Below are 6078 nucleotides of genomic sequence, written 5' to 3'. Positions count from 1 at the left end.
TGCGCGAGGAGCGGCTGGATAGTGATGCGGAGCCGCTCGCCTTCGTCGGCAGCGCCGGCCTGTCCGACGCACCGGATGCGGTCGGTCGGGAGATGCGCCGGCTGCTCGGGCTCGGTGACGGTTGGGCTGCGCAGGTACGGACCTGGCCGGAGGCCGTGAGCGCCTTACGCGCCGCCATCGAGGAGCAGGGAGTCATCGCGGTGATCAATGGCATCGTCGGCAACGACACCCACCGCCGGCTGAATGTCGAGGAGTTCCGAGGCTTCGCGCTGACTGACGACCTGGCGCCCCTGGTCTTCGTGAACGGCGCGGATGCCAAGTCGGCCCAGATGTTCACGCTGGCCCATGAGCTAGCGCACCTCTGGCTTGGCGCCGAAGGGGCGGGGCTGTCCGGGTTCCCCGGCATCTTTCCTGATGGCGGCCGCGTGGAAACCTTTTGCGACCGTGCTGCCGCTGAATTTCTCGTACCGGCGGCCGAGCTTCGAGCGCTGTGGCCGCAAGTAAAGCGCGACGCGTCGCCGTTCGAGTCCCTCGCAAGCGCATTCAAGGTCAGCCCCATCGTCATCGGACGCCGGGCCATGGACCTAGGGCTGACGGATCGTGCGGCGTTCTTTGACTTCTATGACGCTTACATCCAGCGCGAGAAAAAGCAGAGGAGCCAGGGCGTCGGGGGCGGCAGTTTCTACAACAGCCAGAACCTGCGTGTGGGCCGATTGTTTGCCATCCAGGTCATGCGCGCGGCCAAGGAGGGACGGATCGGGTTCAAGGATGCCTATGACTTGACCGGGCTGCATGGCGGCACCTTCCAGGAGTCCGCACGCCGTCTTGGTGTGGACCTGCCATGACGCCAGAGCCGACCATGTCATCGACCAACGAGCAGCCCCAGCCTGGGGCGCGCCGCCGCATCCTGTTGCCCGACGTGTGCGATCAGTTCGGCGTGCGTTTCCACAACACCTTTGCCATGCTGAGGTCACTGCAGGTGCGTTACGACTTTGCGAGGGAGAGCTGATGCCTGGACATGATGAAGCGGCCTTTGAGGCCGCCATTGAGTTCGGTCTGACGAGTGCGGGCGGTTACGAGAAGCGCCGGTCGACAGACTACGACGAAACCCTCGCGCTCTTTCCTGACGACGTCACCGGCTTCCTGCAAGACAGCCAACCCGCTAAGTGGCAGGCGCTGGAAGCACTGCTCGGCCCAAAGACCGCCACCACCATCCTGTCCAGCCTGAGCAAGGAGCTTGATCTCAAAGGTACGCTGCACGTCCTGCGCCACGGCTTCAAGTGCTACGGCAAGACCTTACGCATGGCCTATTTCCAGCCCAACACGCGCATGAACCCCGAGGCGGCGGCGCAGTATGCGAAGAACCGGCTGACCATCACGCGCCAAGTCGGCTTCAGCTCGGTGCTGAAGCGGCCCGACGGCCAGCATCGCCGCTGCATCATCGATCTGACCCTCGCCGTCAACGGTCTCCCGGTTGCCACCGCTGAGCTGAAGAATCCGCTGACCGGCCAGCGCGCCGCCGATGCGATCCGGCAATACCAACAGGAGCGCGATGCGCGCGATCTGCTGTTCGCGTTCAAGAAGCGGGCGCTCGTCCACTTTGCGGTTGACCCGGACGAGGTCTGGATGACGACCCGGCTCAACGGCAAGGACACGCACTTCCTACCCTTCAACCGCGGCCATGATCAGGGTGCCGGCAACCCGCCGGTGGCGGGCAACTGGAAGACGCACTACCTCTGGGACGAGGTGCTACAGGCCGACAGTCTGCTCGAGATCCTGCAGCGCTTCATGCACCTAGAGGTCAAGGAGAAGCAGATCAAGACCGACAAGGGCAGCCGCACTCTGCGCAAGGAGACCCTGATCTTTCCGCGCTATCAGCAGCGCGACGCGGTGCGCACACTGGTGGCCCATGCCAAGGCGCATGGCTCGGGCCACAACTATCTGGTCAAGCACTCGGCCGGGTCCGGCAAGTCCAACACCATCGCCTGGCTGGCCCATCGCCTTGCTACCCTGCACGACGCGCAGGATGAAAAGGTCTTCCACTCGGTCGTCGTGGTCACCGACCGCCGGGTGCTCGATCAGCAATTGCAGGCGACCATCTACCAGTTCGAGCACAAGACGGGCGTGGTCGAGAAGATCGATGAGGACAGCCAACAGCTCGCCCGCGCCCTGTCGCAGGGTACGCCCATCGTCATCACCACCATCCAGAAATTCCCCTTCATCGCGCAGGCGCTCTCAACGCTGGAGAAGCAAGGGGCCGGCGTGCAGATCGACACCGCCGGCAAGCGCTTTGCGGTCATCGTCGATGAGGCGCATTCGTCGCAGAGCGGCGAGACCGCTGTCGCGCTCAAGGGCCTGCTCAACCAGGATGGGATCGAGTCCGCCATTGCCGCCCAGTTTCTCGATGAGGGGGCCGAGGAGGAGGGCGATGACCTCTCCAATGACGCCAAGATCGCCAGCCTGCGCGAGGCGCTGAAACGCGGCCGACAGCCGAACCTGAGCTTCTTCGCCTTCACCGCGACACCCAAGTTCAAGACCCTTGTGCTGTTCGACGAGCCCGGTCCGACCGGCGCGCCACCCTTCCATGAATACAGCATGCGCCAAGCCATCGAAGAGGGTTTCATCCTCGATGTGCTCGCCCACTACACCACCTATCAGCGCTTTTATGGCCTGATCAAGCAGATCGAGGATGATCCCGAGGTACCCCGCCGCAAGGCCGCCAAGGCGCTCTCGGGCTTTTTGGAGCTGCACCCGGTCAACATCGCGCAGATCGTCACAGTGATCGTCGAGCATTTCCGGCGTTTCGTGATGCACGAGCTCGGCGGACGCGCCAAGGCGATGGTCGTGACCGGCTCGCGCCTGGCCGCGGTGCGATACAAGCACGCCTTCGATCGCTACATCCAGGATCAGGGTTACAGCGGTATTCGCTCGCTGGTGGCCTTCTCTGGCACGGTCGAGGACCCGGAAGATCCGGGTTCGTCCTATACCGAAGTGGCGATGAACGACGGCCTCGCCGCACGCGAGCTGCCAGAGACCTTCGAACGCGACGACTACCGGGTGCTGCTGGTCGCCGAGAAGTACCAGACCGGCTTCGATCAGCCACTGCTCCAGACCATGTATGTGGTCAAGCGCTTGTCCGGCGTGCAGGCGGTGCAGACCCTGTCCCGACTCAATCGCATCGCGCCTGGTAAGTCGCGCACCTTCGTGCTCGATTTCATCAACCAAGAGGATGACATCTACCGCGCCTTCAAGCCTTACTACGAGACGACACCGGTCGGCGAAAACGCGGATCCACACCGCCTCTCCGAGCTGCAACACCGACTGCTCGAGTGGGCCATCTTCACGGCAGCGGATGTCAGCGTCTTCGCCGAGATCTGGTATCGGCCCAAGCCCGATCACTCTCCGCGCGACCATCAGGCGATGCATGCCGTGCTCGATGCAGTGGTGCGACGCTTTGAGACTCGGGAGGACGAAGACCGCGAGCAGTTCCGCGGCCAATTGACGGCCTACCGCAACCTCTACGCCTTCCTGTCGCAGATCATTCCCTACCAGGACAGCGACCTCGAGCGGCTGTATGCGTTCGTCAGGAATCTGCTCGCCAAGCTCCCAGCGCGCGGCGACGGCCAAGCCTTCGTGCTGGATGACGAAGTGGCGCTGCGCTTCTTCCGCCTGCAGCAGATGACCGAGGGCTCGATCGATCTCGGGGAGGGGACGGCCTATCCGTTGAAGGGGCCAATCGATCTGGGTACCGGCGGCATCAAGGATGAAGCCGTACCGCTGTCGAGCCTGATCGACCGGCTCAACGAGCGCTTCGGCACCGACTTCAACGCGGCCGATCAGCTGTTCTTCGACCAGATACGCGCCTCTGCGGAATTGAACGAGACCATCAGCGAAGCCGCCCGCGCGAACAACCTCACCAACTTCGCCGCCTATCTGGATCGCACCCTCGATGAGCTGTTCATCGCGCGCATGGAGGGTAACGAAGAGATCTTCAATCGCGTCATGACGGATGACGCGTTTCGCTCAGCGGCGCGCGAGCACTTGGCCCGCGAGATCTTTGAAAGCGTCAGGGAGGCGTAAAGCGTCTGCGCCGCTGATTCTCTACCTTGTCGATGTACCTCACTGACAAGGGGACTCCATTCCCTGAATGACTAGGCCGCCTGGGCCAGCCAGCTCCGGGCAACCTCCAGTTCAGGGTGCTTGAAGTGCTTGATCTCGGCCTTCATCAGCGGGTTGAGCATGTTGACGTAGGCGCCAATCCAGCCTTGATCAGCAACGACGGCGACATGGGTGACATCGCTGAGGTGCTCAAAGCTGAATTTGACGTCGTCCCAGAGCTTGTTCCAGGGGATGGGTGGGGTGTCTAGCTCGCCGACGGTCTCGAGGAGGCGGATACGGCCGTGACGCTCGATAGCGCTCTTGAAGGTTGCGAGCGCGTTGTCGAACTCCTGGGCGGTGACGGAGCCCGAGACCGTCATCTCGACGATGTTGCTGTTGGGCTGTTCGCGGACCTCGATCATGGGTGCTACCTCTCAGGTTAGTGACTCTGGGTCAAGTGTGAGTGGCTCTAGCTCAAGTGGGTCTAGTCCAAGTGGCTCTCATTCAAGTGGATGCTCGTCGGGTAAGCCGCAGTTGCGCCTCGGTGCTCACCGTCCAGCCCGGTGCTTACCGTCCAGGCTCGCGGAATCTGTTCCTGCTTGCCGCGATTGAGCCGATCCGTCGGCTCCGCCGGCACCGCTGTGGGTTTTGCAATCATGATCCAGATTGCGCCCAACAGCGGCACGATGGCTAGGATTCCCCACCAGGTCCAGCGTCGGGCGTCACGCCAGTAATCTGCTGGGATCAGGCCAGTGGTTGCAAAGCGGTTGGCCTGGCGCGCTTGGCGGATCTGGGCCGGGATCAATATCAGCGCCCAAAGCAGCCCCGAAATGATAAACAGGACCTGACCCCAGAACAGCCAATACACCCCGAAAGGATCGAGCCCCGCGACCCATGCCGCGCCGAAGCCGCCAATCAGGATCAGCACGACACCGCCGAGCGTGAACCACCAGTCGGTCAAAGTCACCAAACGCTGACCAAAGGCGATCACCGACGGCTCACCGGTGCGGTCGGCACCCAGCTTCCAGACCAGGGTCACGATGACATTGCCGACCAGCAGCACGACGCCGAATAGATGGACGGCTTTCAGTAGGGCATAGACCAATGCCGTCTCCGTTGGTTACTGTTCCGTTGCTTACTGTCCTTTGGTTGTCGTCCAGCCGAGCTCGCCGACGTGATGCGGCTGCGAGAAGACGAAATCGCGCTCACGGACCTGCGTGTGGCACTCGAAGCAGTCCTTGGCCGGATCGATCTCCATCGCCGAGCCGTCCGGACCCAGCAACGCGAACCGCCAGCCGCCGGTCTCCTCGGCCCCCTCGACCTTCTCCATCAGCGCGATCGCCTTGCCGTCGCCTTCGTTGCGGATTGGGCCGTCCCGGGTTATCTCGTAGACCAGCCCAACGAACTCGGTGCCGACTGGGTAGGGGCCGCCTTCGCGAAACGCCTGCATCCCGGCCTCGTTGAGATAGAAGTGATGGAAGCCATGCAACGGGTCATCGGGGTCATCGATGGCGACGGCATTGATGAACCGATAGCCGTCGAGATCCGTTGGCATTACGCTGGTGTCGCCTTGCTGAGTCTCAGCCTGTGGCTCAGCCGTTGTGGTCGCAGCGGCGAGCAGGGCGGTGAGTGCGATCAGGTATTGCGTAGTCTTGGATCGGGTCATGATGGTTCCTCCACGGGGTGAGTGTGCCCTGGCTGTGTCCGGGCTCGTGCTCTGTGTGCTGGCTTCTCGAGGGCTTCTTGGCTACGGCTTCAGGCGTTTCAGCCGTTTCAGCCGGGCGACGCTGCAGAAGTCGTGCCCGTTTCGGACAAGGCATCAGCTCAACCCTAGAAACCGCCTGGTGGGAGTCGACCGACTGCGATGCTGACGAGATCAGGCACCGGCTCAACCCTGGAAACCTCGAGCAAGCAGGGTGCAAGCCGAGACATTTGCGCTGTAGCGATTTTCGGCCACCCGGACCCTGCACGCCAGAGCGG

The 6078-nt window shown here is 62.7% G+C and carries 6 protein-coding genes; 3 read left to right on the top strand and 3 right to left on the bottom strand.

The genetic code is table 11. The annotated features are described in order from the left end of the window. From ACY693_RS13665 to ACY693_RS13655, 3 genes are all read left to right on the top strand, one after another. On the top strand, positions 1-845 hold an 845-nt coding region (locus ACY693_RS13665; RefSeq protein WP_462322380.1), incomplete at its 5' end, for an ImmA/IrrE family metallo-endopeptidase. Between the two features lie 14 nt (positions 846-859). Next, positions 860-1009, top strand: a complete 150-nt coding sequence (locus tag ACY693_RS13660) for a DUF4411 family protein (RefSeq protein WP_462322379.1) — start codon at positions 860-862, stop codon at positions 1007-1009. Next, positions 1009-4080: a type I restriction endonuclease subunit R gene (locus ACY693_RS13655; RefSeq protein ID WP_462322378.1), complete on the top strand. Its 3072-nt coding sequence runs from the start codon at positions 1009-1011 to the stop codon at positions 4078-4080. Before ACY693_RS13660 ends, ACY693_RS13655 begins: the two co-directional genes overlap by 1 nt. A 71-nt stretch (positions 4081-4151) precedes the next feature. Here the strand turns inward: ACY693_RS13655 and ACY693_RS13650 are convergent, their stop codons facing one another. The 3 genes from ACY693_RS13650 to ACY693_RS13640 all read right to left on the bottom strand — a co-directional run bounded on the left by ACY693_RS13650 (position 4152) and on the right by ACY693_RS13640 (position 5764). After that, positions 4152-4520, bottom strand: a complete 369-nt coding sequence (locus ACY693_RS13650) for a SpoIIAA family protein (protein WP_462322377.1) — start codon at positions 4518-4520, stop codon at positions 4152-4154. Between the two features lie 62 nt (positions 4521-4582). Further along, entirely contained in the window at positions 4583-5203 is a 621-nt protein-coding gene (locus tag ACY693_RS13645; RefSeq protein ID WP_462322376.1) for a DUF2269 family protein, read from the bottom strand. Positions 5204-5233: 30 nt separating this feature from the next. Then, the gene (locus ACY693_RS13640) at positions 5234-5764 is read right to left on the bottom strand and encodes a cytochrome P460 family protein (protein WP_462322375.1); all 531 of its coding nucleotides are present in this window, start codon (positions 5762-5764) and stop codon (positions 5234-5236) included. Between the last annotated feature and the right edge of the window lie 314 nt (positions 5765-6078).

The sequence above is a fragment of the Halochromatium sp. genome (assembly GCF_054919635.1).
This window is presented reverse-complemented; position numbering and strand designations above follow the sequence as displayed.

What these genes read in the sequence shown, in the direction of transcription:
- ACY693_RS13660 (WP_462322379.1), top strand. Translation starts at nt 860, where the DNA reads ATGTCATCGACCAACGAGCAGCCCCAGCCTGGGGCGCGCCGCCGCATC.
- ACY693_RS13655 (WP_462322378.1), top strand. Translation starts at nt 1,009, where the DNA reads ATGCCTGGACATGATGAAGCGGCCTTTGAGGCCGCCATTGAGTTCGGT.
- ACY693_RS13650 (WP_462322377.1), bottom strand. Translation starts at nt 4,520, where the DNA reads ATGATCGAGGTCCGCGAACAGCCCAACAGCAACATCGTCGAGATGACG.
- ACY693_RS13640 (WP_462322375.1), bottom strand. Translation starts at nt 5,764, where the DNA reads ATGACCCGATCCAAGACTACGCAATACCTGATCGCACTCACCGCCCTG.